This is a genomic window from Vibrio barjaei (assembly GCF_001639065.2).
Classification (GTDB): Bacteria; Pseudomonadota; Gammaproteobacteria; order Enterobacterales; family Vibrionaceae; genus Vibrio; species Vibrio barjaei.
Genome location: NZ_LQXO02000003.1, coordinates 163,273 through 183,951, shown reverse-complemented (window position 1 = coordinate 183,951; position 20,679 = coordinate 163,273). Strand labels below are relative to the sequence as shown.

General features: G+C 45.5%; 11 protein-coding genes and 1 other annotated feature. Of the genes, 5 read left to right on the top strand and 6 right to left on the bottom strand.

What is annotated here, in order from left to right:
• Position 1: 1 nt before the first annotated feature.
• Positions 2 to 2,461 (bottom strand): bifunctional aspartate kinase/homoserine dehydrogenase I, encoded by a 2,460-nt coding sequence (gene thrA, locus AWH66_RS00800; protein WP_063606570.1) that lies wholly within the window; start codon positions 2,459 to 2,461, stop codon positions 2 to 4.
• A gap of 29 nt (positions 2,462 to 2,490) precedes the next feature.
• Positions 2,491 to 2,606: a sequence feature (Thr leader region), on the bottom strand.
• A 277-nt stretch (positions 2,607 to 2,883) separates the two neighbouring features.
• Between thrA and AWH66_RS00795 the strand changes: the two genes are divergently transcribed.
• Positions 2,884 to 3,357 (top strand): hypothetical protein, encoded by a 474-nt coding sequence (locus AWH66_RS00795; protein ID WP_063606571.1) that lies wholly within the window; start codon positions 2,884 to 2,886, stop codon positions 3,355 to 3,357.
• Between the two features lie 29 nt (positions 3,358 to 3,386).
• Here AWH66_RS00795 and AWH66_RS00790 read toward each other — a convergent pair whose 3' ends face one another.
• Both AWH66_RS00790 and AWH66_RS00785 read right to left on the bottom strand, forming a co-directional pair.
• Positions 3,387 to 3,869, bottom strand: a complete 483-nt coding sequence (locus AWH66_RS00790; RefSeq protein ID WP_063606572.1) for a putative 4-hydroxy-4-methyl-2-oxoglutarate aldolase — start codon at positions 3,867 to 3,869, stop codon at positions 3,387 to 3,389.
• A gap of 99 nt (positions 3,870 to 3,968) precedes the next feature.
• Entirely contained in the window at positions 3,969 to 4,358 is a 390-nt protein-coding gene (locus AWH66_RS00785; RefSeq protein WP_063606573.1) for a DUF3293 domain-containing protein, read from the bottom strand.
• Positions 4,359 to 4,687: 329 nt separating this feature from the next.
• On the opposite strand from AWH66_RS00785, the gene arcA reads away from it, so the two are divergent.
• Complete coding sequence (gene arcA / locus AWH66_RS00780; RefSeq protein ID WP_006072901.1) at positions 4,688 to 5,404, top strand: two-component system response regulator ArcA; 717 nt, start codon at positions 4,688 to 4,690, stop codon at positions 5,402 to 5,404.
• Between the two features lie 71 nt (positions 5,405 to 5,475).
• Here the strand turns inward: arcA and AWH66_RS00775 are convergent, their stop codons facing one another.
• The 3 genes from AWH66_RS00775 to mnmL form a co-directional block, all read right to left on the bottom strand.
• Entirely contained in the window at positions 5,476 to 5,946 is a 471-nt protein-coding gene (locus AWH66_RS00775; RefSeq protein ID WP_006072900.1) for a hypothetical protein, read from the bottom strand.
• On the bottom strand, positions 5,943 to 8,294 hold the full coding sequence (gene arcB / locus AWH66_RS00770) for an aerobic respiration two-component sensor histidine kinase ArcB (RefSeq protein ID WP_063606574.1): 2,352 nt from the start codon (positions 8,292 to 8,294) through the stop codon (positions 5,943 to 5,945). Before arcB ends, AWH66_RS00775 begins: the two co-directional genes overlap by 4 nt.
• A gap of 68 nt (positions 8,295 to 8,362) precedes the next feature.
• The gene (mnmL, locus tag AWH66_RS00765) at positions 8,363 to 9,301 is read right to left on the bottom strand and encodes a tRNA modification radical SAM protein MnmL/YtqA (protein WP_006072898.1); all 939 of its coding nucleotides are present in this window, start codon (positions 9,299 to 9,301) and stop codon (positions 8,363 to 8,365) included.
• A 526-nt stretch (positions 9,302 to 9,827) separates the two neighbouring features.
• On the opposite strand from mnmL, the gene gltB (AWH66_RS00760) reads away from it, so the two are divergent.
• The 3 genes from gltB (AWH66_RS00760) to gltB (AWH66_RS00750) all read left to right on the top strand — a co-directional run bounded on the left by gltB (AWH66_RS00760) (position 9,828) and on the right by gltB (AWH66_RS00750) (position 20,679).
• Complete coding sequence (gene gltB, locus AWH66_RS00760; RefSeq protein WP_063606575.1) at positions 9,828 to 14,375, top strand: glutamate synthase large subunit; 4,548 nt, start codon at positions 9,828 to 9,830, stop codon at positions 14,373 to 14,375.
• The gene (locus AWH66_RS00755) at positions 14,375 to 15,844 is read left to right on the top strand and encodes a glutamate synthase subunit beta (protein ID WP_038223963.1); all 1,470 of its coding nucleotides are present in this window, start codon (positions 14,375 to 14,377) and stop codon (positions 15,842 to 15,844) included. The genes gltB (AWH66_RS00760) and AWH66_RS00755 overlap by 1 nt, the downstream gene beginning before the upstream one ends.
• Positions 15,845 to 16,215: 371 nt before the next feature.
• Positions 16,216 to 20,679 carry a glutamate synthase large subunit gene (gene gltB, locus AWH66_RS00750; protein ID WP_063606576.1) on the top strand — a complete coding sequence of 1,488 codons (4,464 nt, stop codon included), beginning with the start codon at positions 16,216 to 16,218 and terminating at the stop codon, positions 20,677 to 20,679.

Below are 20,679 nucleotides of genomic sequence, written 5' to 3'. Positions count from 1 at the left end.
CTTACACTCCTAGTTTCCAGCCTAATGTACGCATCACGTCAGAGAACACGCCTGCTGCGGTCACTTCTGTACCCGCGCCATAACCACGTAATACCAGTGGAATTGGCTGATAATAACGACTGTAAAATGCCAGTGCGTTCTCACCATCTTTAATCTTGAACATAGGGTCGTTTTCATCCACAGCAGCAATGCGTACACGACACTTACCATCTGCGATTTCGCCCACGTAGCGCAGCACTTTGCCTTCTTTGGCAGCGTCCGCTGACAGTTGGCTGAAGTAAGCATCCGCTTCAGGCAGACGAGCCATAAACTCATCTACTGAACCTGAATCATCAAAACCTGGTGGCAACGCTTGGTCAACTTCGACATCTTCAAGCTCAAGTGCCATACCCGCTTCACGAGCTAAGATGAGCAGTTTACGCGCTACGTCCATACCCGATAGATCATCACGTGGATCTGGCTCAGTGAAACCTTTATCTTTAGCGACGTTAGTTGCTTGGCTCAGCGTTAACCCTTCGTCTAACTTACCGAAAATAAAAGATAACGAACCCGATAGAATACCGTTGAATTTTTCTAGCTCATCACCCGCTGCTATCAGGTTCTGTAAGTTCTCAATAACTGGCAGACCTGCCCCTACAGTTGTCTCATACATTAGCTTACGACGAGAGTTACGAGCGACATCACGTAGTTGGTGGTAGTAAGACATGCTCGCAGTGTTGGCCTTTTTGTTTGGCGTAACGACATGGAAACCAGCAGCCAAAAACTCGGTATATTGATTGGCAATGTCTTCACTAGAAGTACAATCAACTAACACTGGGTTAATAATGTGATTACGCTGAACCAGTGCGGCTAAGCCTGCCACCGAGAACTTCTCACTTACATCGCCCATACGATCGCGCCATTGGTCGAGAGGAAGTCCTTTGCCATCTAGCAAGACACCCTTACTGTTTGCCAGACCGCATACGCGGATAATGATGCCTTTCTCTGCCAGTTTGACTTGCTGACGCTGAATCTGGTCCACCAGTTCACCACCAACACCGCCAACCCCAACGACAAACACATCTAGGAAGTGCTTAGAATTGAAAAGATTTTCATGACACGCTTTGATGGCTTCAGATATTTTGTCTTCTGGGATTACCGCTGAGATCGCGCGCTCAGAGGAACCCTGTGCGATAGCGACAATATTGACGTTAACTTCTGCCAGTGATGAGAAGAACTGAGAAGCGACACCGCGGGACGTGCGCATACCATCGCCCACTAGTGTCACGATCGCGACATCATCCATAAACTCAACAGGCTCTAGCAAGCCGTTTTTAAGTTCCAGCTCAAAGGCTTCGCGCAATGCTCGCTCCGCATCGAGCTTGTCTTCTTCTTCAATACAGAAACTGATGCTGTATTCTGAAGATGACTGAGTAATAAGAACGATGGACACACCCGCTGATGACATAGCGCCAAAAACACGACTCGCCATCCCCACCATGCCTTTCATGCCAGGGCCAGATACGTTCACCATGATAAGGTTAGACAGTGTCGTGATACCTTTGATTGGTAAATTGTCTTCACCAGTATCTTGACCAATCAAGGTACCAGCCCCTTGTGGGTTAAATGAGTTTTTGATGAGGCATGGAATATGGAACTGAGCGATAGGGGCAATTGTTTTTGGGTGTAGAACCGAAGCACCAAAATAAGAAAGCTCCATCGCTTCTTGATAGCTCAGTGACTTGAGAAGGCGAGCATCATCAACCAGGCGAGGGTCACAGTTGTAAACCCCATCAACATCCGTCCAAATTTCACAACAATCAGCACGCAAGCACGCCGCTAATACCGCCGCAGAATAGTCAGAACCGTTACGACCAAGCGTAACCAATTCACCCTTAGCGTTGCCAGCAGTAAAGCCTGGCATAATATGCACGACACCTTCAGCCAATGGGTTAGCTTGGAAGTTTTGTGTTGATACTTCCACATCCACCATCGCTTCTAAATGATCACCTTGAGCAAAAAGGTACTTAACTGGATCAATAAGATCCGCAGCTTGACCCTTAGCTTGCAGTACAGCTTTCATAAGTTGAATCGAGATTCGCTCACCTTTTGAGATAATGCGAGCATTCACGTGGTCTGGGCAAGTTCCGAGTAATCGGATACCGTGGACAAATTGATGTAATTGGAATAACGATGTTTTGACTTGGTTGTCAAAATCTGTGCGCTCAATATTCGGGAGTACAGCAGCGATATTAGAAAATAGTTCGTTGAATGATGTTTCAAGCTCTGAAATCTGCAACTCAACTTCATTGTTTTTTAGAGCAGTTTCAATAACGGCGACAAGTTTGTTTGTCGTTTTACCCGGTGCCGATAGCACCACTGCCAAATCTTCTTGCTGGGCATTATTAGCGATGATGTCCGCTGCTCTTAAAAAGCGGTCTGCATCAGCTAATGATGAACCTCCAAATTTTAGTACTCGCATCCTTTCCTCCCGAAATACTCAAAACAGGTAAAAAAAAGGCCCGTATCTTGGGGATACAGGCCTTGTTTTTGAATTTCTTCCGTCTACCAGCCCGCCCCAACATTGGTAATGTCGGTAATAATAATCGTGGTGGTCATTACTACGTGCTGGCAACTAAACATAGGGTCTTCTTAAAAATCTCTTATGTGCTTACCCATACGTTTAACCCATTTGTTGTAGCTGAGTCAATCAAAAAATGTACTTTTGTTGCTTTAGCAGCGTTTTTTTCTCAGACGCATAGAAATTGATAATTGCAGATAACTTATTCAGTTAGGATCTTTATTAATAACCAATTGCTATATAGATTTACAACTTTTTGCTTAGTTTATGTGCTTTAATTAGAAGTCAATAAACTATAAAAACAATAACCAAGGAGTGGTGCTATGAAAGCAGTGTCTTTTTACGCTTTACCCTTGCTATTGTTCTCGGGAATGTCCCTCGCGGTAGACTTACCTGCGCTGCCTTCGCAGCATGACGCCTCCCCTCATAACTTCTTTCTTTCTTCAGGCACTAAGCTGGGTAGCAGTGACTCTTTCGATACTTGGAATATTGATAGCGGCTATTCCTATTCCATCTTTGACTCGTTAGATGTTTACATCGGAGCTCGATTGAATAATTCGCACGAGTCGATAGACCAAGGATTTTTGAGTGGTGTTAGCTACAATGTTTCTGACCGTATCTCGGTAAAAAGTACACTTCGTGGCTACCAATATGAGGAGAATAACGAAAGACAAGGCGCAATGGCTGCGGAAATATCAAGTAGGATGAGATTAACCGAAAACCTAGACGTTCACGCCACCTTCGATTTTGAGAAGATACAACAAGGCGTTGAAGTGGGTCTAGGCTTCCGTTTTTAACTGTGCATCAGTTCAAGCATGATTACGCTTTAAAACTCTAATGCTTCTTTAGCGATCAACACCCCATTCCAATCAGAATAAACGTAATGCCCGGGTTGAACGATTTGGTTGTTCATCGTCAATGTGACGTTGATTTGACCTGCTCCGCGTTTTTCTGTTTTGAAAGGACATGCCGCTAGCGCTTTCACTCCCAGATCCATTTCCGCCATAGTCGCCACGTCACGGACTGCGCCATTCACAATCACGCCTTCCCATCCGTTTTCTATTGCCATAATCGCGAGCTGGTCTCCAAGCAGTGCTTTGGCACAGGAACCATTACCGTCAACAAAGAGTACTTTGCCTGTACCATTTTGCCCTAACACTTCGCGCACCATTGAGTTATCGTGGTAACAGCGTACCGTTACAATCTCTCCCCAGAACGCAGCACGTTGCCCGAAATTTTGCAGTGGCAAATTCAGCAACATAACTTTATCTTCGTGTTGGTCACAAATATCAGGTGTGATATCTCTCATTTTTCCTCCGTGATTTTTTGCTCAATAGCCATGCTAGCAGCAAGTCTTTAGGGAGCATTAAATTAAAACCCTTTATCGCCTACCCGGTAATTTTTTCTGTTAACGTAAGAAATCACCCAATCGGCCTAATTTTTTTTGCGTTTGACTCTCATCACAGGAGACCAAAAACAGTACACCATTTTCTACCCAATAAATGGCATTTTGCTGGTATTTTTGCGCTAACTCACAGCCTTGCGCTAAAGTCATTTCTACCGCAAAGCTGTCTTCAACCCAGCTGAAACTCGGGTTCCCCACCTTAACATTTTGGTAGCTATAGGTTTTGAGCCTTTGCTCTAAGTTGAGGTTTTTTATGCAATTTAGTTCGTTAGACAGTTTCCGGCTCTGTGGGTTCCAAGCCGTTATGATCACGTAATTTTCGCTGTCCCATTCAGTGATAAATTCTATGCAAATTTCTGAATAGGCACGCCACAAGTGTGCATCAATACTCATATTATCTAAATTGTTGTATTTGCCCAATACTATTAATATTTGTTACAAAGGCGCTATTGATTTAAATCAACAAAGTGCATGGAATTAACATTTGACCATTGTTAGCATGCTGTTAACATTATAGAATTCGCCTCAATGACATAGCAGAATAATAAGAGATTTAAGGGATTTCTCGTTTTTTTGGCAACATCACGGAAGGCGACTTAACCTGTAACTGTTTCTACGATTTTGAGTAAACATCTAAGAAACATTACCTATATGTTAACTTTTTGCCTAGAATTTATTCTACTAGCGACAGAATTATCACAAGTTTAAATTAGGTACCGCCGATGCAAAGCCCGCAGATTCTTATTGTTGAAGATGAGCAAGTAACCCGTAACACCCTTAAAAGCATTTTTGAAGCAGAAGGATATGCTGTATTCGAGGCCAGCGACGGTCAGGAAATGCACCAAGTCATGTCTGAGAACTCTGTAAACCTTGTTATCATGGATATCAATCTTCCTGGTAAAAACGGTTTACTACTAGCTCGTGAACTTCGTGAGCAAGCAAATGTAGCATTAATGTTCTTGACTGGTCGTGACAACGAAGTTGATAAAATTCTAGGTTTAGAGATTGGCGCTGATGATTACATCACTAAGCCATTCAACCCTCGTGAATTGACTATCCGTGCACGTAACCTGTTAACTCGTTCAATGAGCACAAGTGCCGCTACTGAAGAAAAACGCAGCGTTGAGAAATATGAGTTCAACGGTTGGGTTCTTGATATCAATAGTCGTTCACTAGTTAGCCCAAGTGGCGATGGCTACAAGCTACCTCGTTCAGAGTTCCGTGCTCTGCTGCACTTCTGTGAGAACCCAGGTAAGATTCAAACTCGCGCCGATCTTCTTAAGAAGATGACTGGTCGTGAGCTTAAGCCACACGACCGCACTGTAGATGTAACGATTCGTCGTATCCGTAAGCACTTTGAGTCGGTTTCTGGTACTCCAGAAATCATCGCAACTATCCACGGTGAAGGCTATCGCTTCTGTGGCGATCTAGAAGAGTAACCATCTTCTAATGAATAGCAAAAGGGACGCACTATGCGTCCCTTTTTTTAATGTAATCGATTCGGCGTCAATCAATACACCGTATCCACATTCACTTGTTTGTTGACGACCCAAGTTTGTTTGTCACCACCAACCAGCTGCACAGCAACATCTACTGGCTTAGTAATGTTGACTTCTAACTGCCAGTTAAACGCCACTTCCCACTGATTCTCTGAGTGATTTCTCAGTTCAAAGTCGTCACCTTCAAACTCCCAAGACACATCGCCTTGTTTCAATACCACCATAGCTACGTCCATATCCGCCGGTAGCTGCGTGTCTGTCACTAGATTTAATGCGCCGTGAAGGGTTTGTTCTTTTACCAGTGCCGTTGTTTCACCAATTTTTGGCATCATATCGATCCAAAGGTTCGACTCTAGACGAACAGTCTGCTGCTCAACCATAGCAGTATTTCCCGTCATCCATACTTTTGAGTCTGTCGCTGGAGAGGTTGCACAACCGGCTAAAGCTGCAGAAAGTGCTAGTGCTGTGAGTATTTTCTTCATTTTGATTCCTTACTTTCCAACCACATTTTAAGTACTTGAATATCATTGTGATATTCGTTTTTAATCTCTTCAACCCAATCTTCAATGTTCTCCCACCATGCTGGCATATCCGGAGACTGAGCCTTCTGGGCAACTGATTGAATGCGTTTTAAGCCAATAGACCCCGCAGCACCTTTAATCTTATGTGCTTCAGAGGCAATGCCGGATTGATCTTTCGCAGTCATGTTCGAATCCAGTATCTCGAGATAGTCTGGCATCATTTGCTCGAACATAGTGATGCTATCGTACACAGGTTTGGTGCCGACAATATCAACATAAGAGTCCAACATATCGAAATCTAATAGTCGATTAAACAGTTCGTCATTGATATCTGTTTTCTCAACTACGGTTGCTTCTTCAACGTCAGTAGACTCTTCATCGCTAGCAAACTTGTTAATGACTTCCGTGAGTGCTTTAACACTCAGTGGCTTACTGATAGCGTCATCCATACCTTTTGTTAGGTACTCTTGCTTATCCTTTAGCACATTCGCCGTTAAAGCGACCAAAGGAGGCAATTGCGTGTAGTGCTCTCTAAAATTCTGTGCAACATCAAAGCCCGTCATATCAGGTAACTGAATATCGAGCAACGCAAGGTCATACTCTTCTGGCTTAAACATCGCGATGGCTTCTTCGCCCGTCATTGCAACACTGACTGTATGCCCCAAGCTTTCCAACAGCGAACGTGCAACCGTAATGTTCAACTCAATATCTTCAAGTAAGAAAATATTGAGGCTACCTTGTTGCTTCACTTCTACTGGAGCCAATTGTTGTTTATCAGCACAAGGGACATTGATAGATACCGTAAATGTACTTCCAAACCCTTCTTCACTATCTACCGTGATGTCGCCATCCATCATCTTGATCAGCTGCTTAGAAACCGCGAGGCCAATTCCGGTGCCCACAGCATGTAAATTGTCTTTCCCTGACTTCACCTGATAATACATAGCGAAGATCTTATCAAGTTCATGCTGAGGAATACCTATCCCAGTATCTTCAACTTCAATAATGATATGAGCATAATTATCTTCAATATCAGCACTGATGGTCATCACAACGCCACCCTGCTTGGTGAATTTCATGGCGTTGCTAACCAGATTCCAAATCACCTGACGCAGTCGCGTCGCATCTACTACCACACCTTCTGGGAGATCCGTTAAACGCTCAAGATCAAATCGTAACCCTTTCTGCTCAGCCATAAGAGCCGAAATGCTCTCAAGTTCAGTGACAAAGTCTTCAAAGTTCAGTGGTTCAGGAAAAAGTTCGAGCTTACGTCTATCGAACTTATCCATATCAATTATGTCATTAAAAATATGGCCCAGCGTGATGGCACTAACGTTAATAGTTTGCATGTGCTTACGCTGTTCAGTATTTAGATGGCTATCAAGCAACATTCTGCTCAAACCGACGATGCCATTTAACGGCGTACGCAGCTCATGACTAATGGTCGAAATAAACGTTGTTTTGTCTCGACTCGCTTTCTCTAATGACTCTTGATGACGCTTACGCTCGGTGATATCACGACCAAAGCCAACCAGCCCAAGGTGCTTACCATCTTTGCTATAGAACGGCACTTTACGCAGTTCATAGAAACATTTCTTGCCATCTGGGTACTCTAGCCACTGCTCATACGTCAGTGCTTGGTTATCACCCATCACTTTATGGTCGGTTTCAACAACTTGTTTAGCGATCTCTTCAGAGTAAACGTCCCATGGTGTCAAGCCCACCAGTTCTTTTTCTTTTCGGCCAGTCAACTCTTCCATCGCCCGGTTACAACCAGAGAAGACACCTTCCGCATTGCGGTAATAGATCAAGTCTGGAGATGCATCAATAAATGAACGCAGTAAAGCGGTTCGCTCAGCCAGTTCTAGTTGAGTACGTTCACGCTGAAACACCTCGTTTTCTAGATCCTTCATCGCCTCTTCACGCGCTTCCTCCGCTTTTTGTCTCTCTTCAATCTCTTGATTGAGTTTGCGGATATTTTGTTGCAGCTTGTGGTTCAAATCTTGGTCACGCGAACGCATGTCTTTTAGCTTGGAAACCATCTTAGAGAGACGCTGACGTGATTCTTCCAACTGGTCGACAACAACAGAGAGAAAATACACAGCCCACGGAGTAATAAGCAGACCGAAAAATACCGAACGGACAATATCGATGTCATCTACACGCCCATTTAAAACAAGGGTTATACCCACCTGAACCACAACGGCTAATGCCACCAAAGCCAATGCAAGAAGAATAGAAAAACGAACAATGCCGAGCTTTACTAACAAGTCGACATAATATTGAGCGAGGTTTTTGATAGGTTTCATTCAGCACTCCGTGCGTTACAACTGGCCTAAGTCTATCATTAAGCCAGAAGCTTCACACGGTAGTAGAATTATTTGAGAACAGGTTTGTGATAAATAAACGGATTCAGAGTCAATGAGCCCTGTTGACCTTCTTTGGTTAACACTCGGCCCAGTTCTGTCATCGCTAACCAACGGTTCTCACACCAAAGTGGCGACAACAAGGTCGGCCTTCTCGCGGAAGAGGAGACGCGGTGAAAAATGATCTCTGCTGGCGTACGACGAATCATTTCACTGGCCACATCTAAGTAAAACTCTAGCGTTGGCGCTTCTAATCTCCCAGCACGCCAAGCCTTAGCCATCGTACTGCCTTCAACAATATGTAAACCGTGCAATTTAATGCCATCTGTTCCAGTGGCTAGCACCTTGTCCAGAGTAACAAGATTATCTTGCTTTGATTCATTTGGCAGACCGACGATAAGATGTGTACATACCTTGATTCCAAGTGCACGAGCGCGTCGGGTGATCTCATCGTACACAGCAAAATCATGGCCTCGATTTATGCGTTTAAGTGTGTGATCGTGAGCCGTTTGCAGCCCTAACTCCAACCAAATTTCATATCCTTGTTCAACGTACCCAGCCAAAAGTTCAAGTACGGATTCAGGAACACAATCAGGACGCGTTCCGACACATAATCCAACGATGTCAGCATACTTAAGTGCTTCTTCGTACATGTTTTTCAACACCTGTACTTCTGCATAAGTGCTGGTATAAGCCTGAAAATAAGCGAGATACTTCTTTGCACGCTTCACTTCACCAGCACGATCCGTGAGCTGTTCATGAATGGATTGAATCTGTGTCTCTTCACTTGCAAAGGAGGCAACATTACAAAATGTACAACCACCACGACCTATCGTACCGTCTCGGTTAGGGCAGCTAAAACCACCGTGCAGGGTTAGTTTGTGAACTTTTTCACCGTATCGACGCTGGAGATCTTGGCCGATGGTATTCACCAACTCATGTAATTGCATGTTCGAAAAACCTATTAATAAGAATGAATCTCACTCTAATTAGTGAAACTAAATTACATCCCTGCAAAAGAAAACCATGCATCGTATCAACGAGCGGGAAAAGCATGCTTAACCAAAATCAATAAATATTCATAAAAACAACAGAAAAACGGCAAATGTTGCATGTATGTTATTAGATATATTCAAAAGTAGATAAAAAAAATGTGGAACAGACGTAACTTTCGTTGGAATTACACAGCGCAAAATTGTAGGATACTTACACAATTCTGCTGTTTTTGCCGTTTTTATTACAGTATGAATTAGTAGATTGAAGGTTGATATTCTACTCCCACCAACATATTCCACTGGATTGTGGAAAGATGACATTGAATATCACCACGGAATGTTTTTCTCGCAACACTTTTCCTGCGAGATGCAGAATGGACTCGAAAACTGCCCCCTCTGGCAGTCAAGAATCAAAATTACAAAGGACAAGGCACAATCACACACTCAAGTTGTGCCTAGATTAAACTGGAAGGAAGTATCTATGGTAGATAGAGAGCAGAATACACAAGGTCTGTATACTCCAGAGTTGGAGCATGACGCTTGTGGTATCGGTTTTGTTGCTCACCTAAAAAACCGTAAATCACACGAAGTAGTGACCCAAGCCCTGGATATGCTAGCGCGCATGGAGCACCGTGGCGGTCAAGGCTGCGATCCCTGCAGTGGCGATGGCGCAGGTATCCTACTTCAGAAGCCCCATGAATTTCTTTTGGAAGAAGCCGTTAAGCTTGGTATTAAGCTGCCTTCTTTTGAAAAATACGGTGTCGGCGTTGTTCTTTTCCCAAAAGACGAGCACAAACGCGCACAATGTCGTGACATTCTTGAACGTAATGCACAACGTTTAGAGTTGGAAGTGATTGGATATCGTGTCTTACCAACTGACAACTCAATGATTGGTGCTGATCCGTTGAGCACTGAGCCACAATTCGAACACGTATTCGTTTCTGGTGGTCCGGGCTGCACACCTGAAGAGCTAGAACGTAAACTTTACGTACTACGTAACTACACAGTACGCGTTTGCTTAGAAAGTGTGTCTAACATTGGTGATGACTTCTACATCAACTCAATGTCGTACAAAACACTAGTCTATAAGGGTCAGCTCACTACTGAGCAAGTTCCTCAGTACTTCCTAGATCTACAAAATCCGACGATGGTGACAGCACTTGCACTTGTTCACTCTCGTTTTTCTACCAATACTTTCCCGAAATGGCGCCTAGCGCAGCCTTTCCGTTACATTGCCCACAACGGTGAAATCAACACAGTTCGCGGTAACTTGAACTGGATGAAGGCGCGTGAAGCGATCATCGAATCTGACTTGTTCACACAAGCAGAAATCGACATGCTGCTCCCTATCTGTCAAGAAGGCAGTTCGGATTCATCAAACTTCGATATGGCACTTGAGCTCCTAGTTCTGTCTGGTCGTAGCCTGCCACATGCGTTGATGATGATGATCCCTGAAGCATGGCAAGAAAACAAAAACATGGACCCAACACGTCGTGCATTCTACCAGTATCACGCGAACGTAATGGAACCATGGGATGGCCCCGCATCGGTATGCTTTACTGACGGTGTTCAGGTAGGTGCAACGCTTGACCGTAACGGTCTGCGTCCATCACGTTATACCGTGACTAAAGATGACTTCCTAGTGATGGCCTCTGAGTCTGGTGTTGTTGATATTGAGCCAAAAAACGTTGAGTTCCGTGGTCGTCTGCAACCGGGTCGTATCTTCGTTGCCGACCTTGAGCAAGGTCGCATTATCTCTGATGAAGAAGTAAAAGATGGCATCGCCAGTGCTCAGCCATACCAGAAATGGGTGGAAGAGAACCTGCTAAGCCTTAAAAAGCTTCCAGACGCGAGCAACGAGTTCAGCCAACCTTCTCCTGAAAAGCTACTGCACAAACAGCAAGCGTTTGGTGTTAGCTCGGAAGAAGTAAACGAAATCATTGTACCTATGGCAAAAGATGGCAAAGAGCCATTGTCTGCAATGGGTGCTGACTGGCCACTAGCGATTCTTTCGCACCAATCACAACATCTGTCTAACTACTTTAAGCAGCTGTTTGCTCAGGTAACTAACCCACCAATCGACCCGATTCGTGAGCGTATGGTGATGTCTCTGAACACTTACCTAGGTAAAGATCAGAACCTACTGTCTGAATCGCCAGAGCACTGTCAAAAAGTTGAGCTTGAGTCCCCTGTTCTGTCCAACTCAGAGCTTGAAAAGCTGCGTGCTATCGATAATGAGCATCTACAAGCGAAGACACTGGACATTGTATTCCAAGCAAGCGAAGAAGAAGGTAAGCTAGAGCGTGCCCTAAAACGTATCTGCCAATACGCAGAAGACGCGGTTATCGATGGTTACTCAATCATCTTGCTAACTGACCGAGCAGTGAACTCTAACCACGCAGCTATCCCAGCTATGCTGGCAGTAGGCGCTGTTCACCACCACCTAATCCGTAAGGGCTTGCGTGCTAAGTGTGACATCGTGGTAGAAACCGGTGACGCACGTGAAACGCACCACTTTGCAACGCTTGTTGGCTATGGTGCAAACGCGATTAACCCATACCTCGTTATCGAGACCATGGTTGAGTTACAGCGCACTAAAAAACTGGATCCAGAAACCAGCATCTCTGAGCTGTTCGAGAACTACCGTAAGTCTATCAACGGCGGCCTATTAAAGATTTTCTCGAAAATGGGTATCTCCACACTTCAGTCTTACCATGGTGCACAAATCTTCGAAGCGCTAGGTATCAGTAAGTCTGTAGTTGAGAAGTATTTCACGGGTACGGTTTCACGTATTCAAGGCCTTACCATCGATGATATCGCCAAAGAAGTCTTGGTTCGTCACCGTATTGGTTTCCCAACACGTGAAATTCCAGTTCAAGTTCTTGATGTGGGTGGGGTTTATCAGTGGAAACAGCGTGGTGAAAAGCACCTGTTTAACCCAGAAACTATTTCCCTACTGCAAGAGTCAACTCGCAACAAAGATTACTCTCAGTTTAAGAAGTATGCGAAAGCCGTCGATGACCAAGGCGATAACGCTGCGACTCTGCGTAGCCAATTAGACTTCGTTAAGAACCCAGCTGGCTCCATTCCGGTGGAAGAAGTTGAGCCAATTGAAAACATTCTGAAGCGCTTTGCTACAGGTGCGATGTCATTCGGTTCTATCTCTTACGAGGCTCACTCAACACTTGCTGTAGCCATGAACCGTATCGGTGCTAAGTCTAACTCAGGCGAAGGCGGTGAAGATCCAACTCGTTTCGAACGTAAAGAAAACGGTGACTGGGAACGCTCAGCAATTAAGCAGGTTGCATCAGGTCGTTTCGGTGTCACGTCTTACTACTTAACTAACGCTGATGAGCTACAAATCAAGATGGCTCAAGGGGCTAAGCCAGGTGAAGGTGGTCAGCTTCCTGGTGATAAAGTCGATGATTGGATCGGTGCGACTCGTCACTCAACGCCAGGAGTTGGCTTGATTTCACCACCACCACACCACGATATCTACTCAATCGAAGATTTGGCACAGCTGATCTACGACTTGAAAAACGCTAACCGTGCGGGTCGCGTTAACGTGAAGCTAGTATCAGAAGCAGGTGTAGGTACTATCGCCTCAGGTGTTGCAAAAGCGAAAGCTGACGTTGTCCTGATTGCGGGCTTCGACGGTGGTACTGGTGCTTCACCAATGTCTTCAATTCGCCATACAGGGCTTCCTTGGGAGCTTGGTTTGGCAGAAACACACCAAACGCTTCTGAAGAACGGTCTACGTAACCGTATCGTGGTTCAATCTGATGGTCAGATGAAAACGCCACGTGACCTTGCGGTAGCAACTCTACTTGGTGCTGAAGAATGGGGCGTCGCAACCGCAGCGCTTGTGGTTGAAGGCTGTATCATGATGCGTAAGTGTCATAAGAACACCTGCCCTGTGGGTATCGCAACACAAAACAAAACACTACGTGAGCGCTTCGATGGTCGCGTAGAAGATGTTGTTACCTTCTTCCAATACATGGCTGAAGGCTTACGTGAAGTGATGGCTGAACTTGGTTTCCGCACTATCGATGAGATGGTGGGTCAATCTCACAAACTAAAAGTTCGTGAAGATATTGGTCACTGGAAATATAAGAACCTCGACCTAACACCTGTACTACATATTGAACAGGCTCGTGAGCAAGATGGCGTTTACAACCAAACGGAACAAAACCACAACCTAGAACAGGTTCTGGACCGTAAGTTAATTCAAGCAGCGATTCCAGCACTTGAGAAGGGCGAAGCCGTAAATGCTGAGTTCCCTATCATCAACACCGACCGTTCAGCTGGTACCATGCTGTCGAATGAGATTTCTAAAGTCTACAAGGACCAAGGTCTACCTCAACCAATGAACGTGAAGTTCACTGGCAGCGCAGGTCAATCATTCGGCGCTTTCCTTGCTAAAGGCGTTAAGTTTGAAGTGGAAGGCGATGCGAACGACTACTGGGGTAAAGGTCTGTCAGGCGGTACGTTAGTACTCTACCCTGATGCGAAATCAACGATTGTCGCTGAAGATAACATCGTGGTTGGTAACGTATGTTTCTACGGTGCAACGTCTGGTGAATCCTTCATTCGCGGTATGGCTGGTGAGCGTTTCTGTGTACGTAACTCTGGTGCTAAAGTCGTTGTTGAAGGTGTCGGTGACCACGGTTGTGAATACATGACTGGCGGTGCGGCCATCATCCTTGGTTCGACAGGACGTAACTTTGCGGCTGGTATGAGTGGCGGTGTTGCCTACGTTTGGGATACAGCGGGTGATTTTGAAACCAAGCTAAACCCTGAATTGGTCGACCTAGACCCAATCGAACAAGAAGATCGCGAACTACTTAAAGATATGCTGACTAAGCATGTAGAGTTCACAGGAAGTGAAGTCGCTCAGTCGTTCTTAGATAACTTTGAAGTAAGCCTAGCGTCACTCGTTAAGGTTATGCCGCGTGATTACAAAGCGGTACTTCAAAAGCGCAAAGCAGAAGCTGAGCAAGCTCAAACGGAAGAAGTGGAGGCAGTATAATGGGTAAGCCTACTGGATTTTTAGAACATGGTCGCGAGCTTCCAAAGAAGCTCGACCCAGCCGTTCGTATTGAAGACAACAAAGAGTTCGTACTAAACGAAGAGTTTGGCGACAAAATCAATACTCAGGCTTCTCGTTGTATGGATTGTGGCGTGCCGTTCTGCCACAGTGGTTGCCCAATCGGCAATATTATCCCAGAGTTCAACGATGCCGTATATCGTGATAGCTGGGAAGAAGCTTGGAACATCCTAAGTTCTACTAACAACTTCCCTGAGTTTACAGGTCGCGTCTGTCCGTCTCCTTGTGAGAGTGCTTGTGTACTGGGTATTAACCAAGACCCTATCACTATCTGTAATATCGAGAAAACTATCGTTGAAACAGCATACCGCGAAGGTTATGCAAAACCGAAAACGCCACGTTCTCGTTCTGGTAAAACTGTTGCTATCATCGGTTCTGGCCCTGCTGGTCTCTCTGCCGCTGAACAGCTCAACAGTGCAGGTCACTCTGTGACTGTATTTGAACGCGATGAGAAAGTGGGTGGCCTACTTCGCTTCGGCATCCCAGATTTCAAACTGGGTATGGACATCATTGACCGTAAGATCAATCTGATGGCAGAAGCTGGCGTTGAGTTTAAAGTAAACCAACATGTGGGCGTTGATGTTAATGCTCAGCAACTGCGCCAAGAGTTTGATGTGGTGCTGTTAACAGGTGGCTCTACCGTTCCTCGTGACTTACCTGTTCCTGGACGTGAACTTAAAGGCGTACATTTCGCTATGGAGTTCCTTGCTCAGAATAACCGTCGTGCTAACGATATGGATCTGAAAGGCGAAGAAATCCACGCTAAAGATAAGCACGTTGTGGTTATCGGTGGTGGCGATACAGGTTCTGACTGTGTGGGTACATCAAACCGTCACAAAGCGGCGAGTGTTACTCAGGTCGAAATCATGCCGATTCCACCAGAAAAACGCCCTGCGAATATGCCTTGGCCTCAATACCCAATGATTATGAAAACAACCACTTCTCATGAAGAAGGCTGTGACCGTCATTGGAATATCCTGACAAAAGAATTCATCGGTAACGATGAAGGTCAAGTAACAGGTCTTCGTATTGCTGACATCGTATGGAAAGACGCTGCGCCAGGTGAACGCCCAAGTTTTGAAGAAGTGGCTAACTCTGAGCGTGTCATTCCTTGTGATATGGCATTCCTAGCAATGGGCTTCTTACACCCAGAACCAACGGGCGTATTAGCACAACTTGATATCAAACTGGATGAGCGAGGAAACGTAGCGTCACAAGGTTTCCAAACCAACCAGCAAGGTGTTTTTGCCGCAGGTGATATGCGTACTGGTCAGTCTCTGGTCGTGCGTTGCATCAACGAGGGACGTGAGTGTGCACGTGCCATCGATGAATACCTTATGGGCAACACCAACCTTGAAGCGAAAGCAGATTCATTAATGCTTTCAGCCTAAAGGTTGTCTGTCTGGTTACACCAATAAGTAACTAACAGTATTCCTTCCTAATTTGGCCAGCAGTTTGCTGGCCTTTTTTGTGTCCGTCTTCATTGCAACCCCAACAAACTGTTAACCTTCTCACTATTTCACAGCAATGACTTGTCACTTATCGCAGATAAATCGTTTGAATTTCTGAATCATACACAACAAATTTCTGAAAACTTGACCTTTATCGCCATAAGCTATACGTTGTGAAGTTCGTGAAAATAGAATAGATACAATTTGTTAAGTTTATAAATTCTAAAAATTTGACGCAAATAACAACAAAAAGTCATTAAAAAGCATTAATTTACTGTCAGGATGACAGCAAGCTCAAAGGGAGAAAGGCAATGGCTCTTTACGATCCAAGTCTTGTAAAAGACAACTGTGGATTTGGTCTTATTGCGCATATGCAAGGTCAGCCCAGCCACAAACTGGTTCGCACCGCAATCTCAGCATTAGACCGCATGACTCACCGTGGCGGTATCAACTCAGATGGAAAAACAGGCGACGGATGTGGCCTACTACTCCAAAAACCGGATTCTTATTTTAAACTCATCGCAGAAGAAAATGGTTGGAACCTTGGCAAACAATACGCCGTAGGCATGCTATTTCTTTCCAAAGACCCGGTAAAAGCGCAGTCAGCGAAAGATATCATCAACCAAGAATTGTCACAGGAAACACTCACTGTTTCCGGTTGGCGAGACGTTCCTACCAATGATGACGTACTTGGTCCAATCGCACTGAGCTCGGTACCTAACATCGTTCAAGTCTTTATTTCTGCACCCGCAGGTTGGCGTGAACAAGATGTTGAACGACGCTTATATATAGCCAAACGTCGCATTGAAAAGCGCATCATCGATGATGAAGATTTCTATATTTGTAGCTTATCGACGCAAGTGATCGTCTACAAAGGGCTGTGCATGCCAGCTGATCTTCCACGCTTCTATCTCGATCTTGCTGATCTCCGCATGGAGTCATCGATCTGCCTATTCCACCAACGTTTCTCAACGAATACTCAACCTCGCTGGCCATTAGCACAGCCATTCAGATATTTGGCGCACAATGGTGAGATCAATACTATTGAGGGGAATAGACAATGGGCAAAAGCGCGTGCCTACAAGTTCGCATCACCGCTCCTGCCTGACTTACAAACAGCTGCACCATTCGTGAATGAGACTGGCTCAGATTCATCCAGCTTAGATAACATGCTGGATCTGTTCCTGTCTGGAGGTATGGATATCTTCCGTGCCATGCGTATGCTTGTGCCACCAGCATGGCAAAATCACCCAGATATGGATCCTGATTTGCGTGCCTTCTATGACTTCAACTCCAAACACATGGAGCCATGGGATGGACCCGCTGGGATCGTATTATCAGATGGTCGCTATGCTGCATGTAACCTAGATAGAAACGGCCTACGTCCAGCGCGTTACGTGATTACCAAAGACAATTTGATTACCTTAGCGTCTGAAGTGGGTATCTGGGACTACGCGCCTGATGAAGTTGCAGAGAAAGGTCGTGTTGGCCCCGGCGAGCTGCTTGTTGTCGATACTCAACAAGGTGAGCTATGGCATTCAGAAGACATAGATAACGATCTAAAGAGCCGTCATCCTTACCGAGAGTGGATGGAAAACAACGTCCACAAACTGACCTCCTTTAGTGAATTACCGGACGACCAAGTCGGAGCTCGCAGTTTTGATGAACCCCTGCTGAAAACCTATCAAAAGCAGTTCGCTATGACGAACGAAGAGACGGATCAGGTATTACGTGTTTTAGGTGATATGGGCCAAGAAGCCGTCGGCTCTATGGGTGATGATACCCCAATGGCAGTCCTCTCTTCTAAAGAGCGCTTGGTCACCGACTATTTCCGTCAGAAATTTGCTCAGGTCACCAACCCACCAATTGATCCACTGCGCGAAAAGCATGTGATGTCATTGGCGACCAGTGTTGGTCAAGAGATGAATGTATTTTGTGAGACCGATGGTCACGCTTATCGAGTCACATTCGACTCTCCAGTACTCCTTTACTCTGATATGCAGCAACTGTTAGAGCTGAGTGATAAGCACTATCGCAATACTATTTTGGACATTAATTACGACCCAAATGAGAAAGATCTCAAGCAAGCTCTGCTTGACCTTTGCGATAGTGCCGAGAGCGTTATCAAGCAAGGAACCGTTTTATTGGTTCTTTCAGATCGAGCTCTAGTCAAAGGAAAACTACCTATTCCGGCAGCAATGGCCGTCGGCGCGGTGCAAACTCGTTTAATCGAAGCCAACTTACGTTGTGACGCCAATATTATCGTTGAAACTGCAACGGCCCGAGACCCTCACCAATTTGCTGTATTGCTTGGTTTCGGCGCTACGGCTATCTACCCTTATTTGGCCTATGAAGCACTTGGTAAACTGATCGATGATGGTGCTATTGATAAGTGCTACCGAGACGTGATGCAAAACTATCAATACGGTATCAATAAAGGTCTGTATAAAATTATGTCCAAAATGGGTATTTCCACCGTTGCCTCCTATCGCTGCTCTCAGCTGTTCGAAGCCGTTGGTCTGCACACCAATATCGTCGATCTTTGCTTCAAGGGAGTGACTACTCGTATACAAGGTGCAAACTTCGAAGACTTCCAACAAGACCTGTTTAATCTTTCTAGAAAAGCATGGGCTAAACGCAAGCCTGTCGAGCACGGTGGACTACTAAAATATGTTCATGACGGCGAATACCACGCCTACAACCCAGATGTTGTTGGTACGCTGCAAAAAGCAGTGAAAAGTGGTGAATCATCTGATTATCAGACGTTTGCCAAACAAGTAAATGAACGTCCTGTGTCTATGCTGCGCGATATGATGGCGCTTAAAAAGTCAGACTCACCACTGGCACTAGACAAAGTCGAGCCGAATGCAGAGCTGTATAAACGTTTCGACTCTGCTGCAATGTCCATTGGTGCTTTAAGCCCAGAAGCTCATGAAGCACTGGCCATGGCGATGAATAAGCTTGGCGGATATTCTAATTCAGGTGAAGGTGGCGAAGATCCGCGTCGATTTGGCACTAATCGTAACTCTCGCATTAAACAAATCGCCTCTGGACGTTTTGGTGTCACGCCGCACTATTTGACCAATGCCGATGTGTTGCAAATCAAAGTGGCTCAAGGCGCTAAACCCGGTGAAGGCGGACAGCTTCCTGGCCATAAAGTGACAGCGGAGATTGCCAAACTGCGCCATTCAGTACAAGGTGTTACCTTGATTTCCCCACCTCCTCACCACGATATCTATTCTATTGAGGATTTAGCACAGCTGATTTTCGACCTTAAACAAGTCAACCCAAATGCGCTCGTGTCAGTTAAGTTGGTGTCTGAGCCGGGAGTTGGCACTATCGCAACAGGAGTAGCAAAAGCCTACGCCGACCTTATCACTATTTCCGGCTACGATGGCGGCACTGCGGCGAGTCCACTAACGTCGGTCAAATACGCAGGTTGTCCTTGGGAACTCGGTCTGGCTGAAACTCAACAAGCTCTTGTTGCCAACAACTTAAGACACAAGATTCGTCTTCAAGTTGATGGAGGTCTTAAAACAGGGCTTGATGTAGTCAAAGCTGCAATTTTAGGTGCGGAAAGCTTTGGATTTGGTACTGCACCAATGGTGGCTATGGGTTGTAAGTTCTTACGTATTTGTCACTTGAATAACTGTGCCACGGGCGTAGCCACTCAGGATGAGACCTTACGAAAAGAGTACTTTAAGGGCTTACCTGAAATGGTGGTCAACTACTTCACAGGTCTTGCTGATGAAGTAAGAGAGTTGCTTGCTCAGTTAGGAGTAGAAAAGCTCACTGACCTTATCGGTCGTACTGATCTGCTTGAGAGTCTTGAAGGCATGACAGCGAAACAAGCCAAGCTTGATCTGTCGAATATCTTAGAGGCCCCTATCTCACCTCTTTCGCTGCCTTTGTACTGGACAGAGCCAAATCAGCCGTTTGATAAAGCACTGCTAAACCAAAAGATTGTCGAAGAAACACAAGTTGCGGTCGAGGCTAAATCAGGTGGTAGCTTCTACTTTGATATCCGTAATACCGATCGCTCTGCAGGAGCGAGACTCTCAGGTGAAGTAGCCAAACGCTATGGCAACCAAGGGATGGCGAGTCGCCCTATTAAGCTTTACCTCGATGGGACAGCAGGTCAGTCTCTTGGGGTATGGAACGCGGGCGGTGTTGAAATCTATCTAACCGGTGATGCTAACGACTATGTAGGCAAAGGCATGGCTGGCGGTAAACTAGTCGTGAAGCCACATGTCGGTACAACATTCACTTGTAATGAAGCCACTATTATTGGTAACACCTGTTTGTATGGCGCCACTGGCGGTAAGTTGTTCGCCGCGGGGACCGCTGGCGAGCGTTTTGGTGTTCGTAACTCAGGCACGATTGCAGTGATCGAAGGGGCAGGCGACAACGCTTGTGAGTATATGACCGGTGGCATCGTGGCGATTCTAGGTGCAACAGGTGTGAACTTCGGTGCGGGTATGACGGGTGGATTTGCCTATGTGATGGACACTAACGAGGACTTTGAAGGGCGCGTGAACACCGAATCTGTCGAAGCTATCTCTTTATCTGACCTCTACATCCACCAAGAACACCTTCGTGGACTGATTGCCGAGCATTTAGAAGAAACAGGCTCTGTGCATGCTGAGAACATTCTGGCGAACTTTGATGAATGGATTCCAAAGTTCTACCTCGTCAAACCAAAAGCTGCGGATTTACGCACACTACTTGGTCATCAAAGCAGAAGCGCCGCTGAGCTGCGCGTTCAAGCACAATAA

Bases quoted from the DNA above. Each gene is read 5' to 3' on its own strand.
- thrA (WP_063606570.1), bottom strand. From the start codon at position 2,461: ATGCGAGTACTAAAATTTGGAGGTTCATCATTAGCTGATGCAGACCGC.
- AWH66_RS00795 (WP_063606571.1), top strand. From the start codon at position 2,884: ATGAAAGCAGTGTCTTTTTACGCTTTACCCTTGCTATTGTTCTCGGGA.
- AWH66_RS00790 (WP_063606572.1), bottom strand. From the start codon at position 3,869: ATGAGAGATATCACACCTGATATTTGTGACCAACACGAAGATAAAGTT.
- AWH66_RS00785 (WP_063606573.1), bottom strand. From the start codon at position 4,358: ATGAGTATTGATGCACACTTGTGGCGTGCCTATTCAGAAATTTGCATA.
- arcA (WP_006072901.1), top strand. From the start codon at position 4,688: ATGCAAAGCCCGCAGATTCTTATTGTTGAAGATGAGCAAGTAACCCGT.
- AWH66_RS00775 (WP_006072900.1), bottom strand. From the start codon at position 5,946: ATGAAGAAAATACTCACAGCACTAGCACTTTCTGCAGCTTTAGCCGGT.
- arcB (WP_063606574.1), bottom strand. From the start codon at position 8,294: ATGAAACCTATCAAAAACCTCGCTCAATATTATGTCGACTTGTTAGTA.
- mnmL (WP_006072898.1), bottom strand. From the start codon at position 9,301: ATGCAATTACATGAGTTGGTGAATACCATCGGCCAAGATCTCCAGCGT.
- gltB (WP_063606575.1), top strand. From the start codon at position 9,828: ATGGTAGATAGAGAGCAGAATACACAAGGTCTGTATACTCCAGAGTTG.
- AWH66_RS00755 (WP_038223963.1), top strand. From the start codon at position 14,375: ATGGGTAAGCCTACTGGATTTTTAGAACATGGTCGCGAGCTTCCAAAG.
- gltB (WP_063606576.1), top strand. From the start codon at position 16,216: ATGGCTCTTTACGATCCAAGTCTTGTAAAAGACAACTGTGGATTTGGT.